We start from the raw sequence: 602 nt of genomic DNA, 5'->3' as shown, positions 1-602 counted from the left end.
GAATCAAGCAATTCGTGTGGGTGCTTGTGAGTACGGACTGATAGTCAAAAAGATTATCAGCATCACAAGTGACCATGCGAGAAATCACATAGTCATTTGAGATTGCTGAGCCAAGTTTAGGGTTTCTTAAAAACCCAAGCAGTATTGAACTGAAGAGTTTGATCATGGCTCAGATTGAACGCTGGCGGCAGGCCTAACACATGCAAGTCGAGCGGATGACGGGAGCTTGCTCCTTGATTCAGCGGCGGACGGGTGAGTAATGCCTAGGAATCTGCCTGGTAGTGGGGGACAACGTTTCGAAAGGAACGCTAATACCGCATACGTCCTACGGGAGAAAGCAGGGGACCTTCGGGCCTTGCGCTATCAGATGAGCCTAGGTCGGATTAGCTAGTTGGTGGGGTAATGGCTCACCAAGGCGACGATCCGTAACTGGTCTGAGAGGATGATCAGTCACACTGGAACTGAGACACGGTCCAGACTCCTACGGGAGGCAGCAGTGGGGAATATTGGACAATGGGCGAAAGCCTGATCCAGCCATGCCGCGTGTGTGAAGAAGGTCTTCGGATTGTAAAGCACTTTAAGTTGGGAGGAAGGGCAGTAAG

The 602-nt window shown here is 51.0% G+C and carries 1 rRNA gene; it reads left to right on the top strand.

From position 1 onward, the window contains the following. Positions 1–146 precede the first annotated feature (146 nt). Positions 147–602, top strand: a 16S ribosomal RNA gene (locus AC3WLP_RS27850); the annotation flags it as partial.

Source organism: Pseudomonas sp. FW305-E2 (assembly GCF_058782925.1).
Note: the sequence above shows the minus strand (reverse complement) of the source record. Positions and strands in the feature narration are given on the sequence as shown.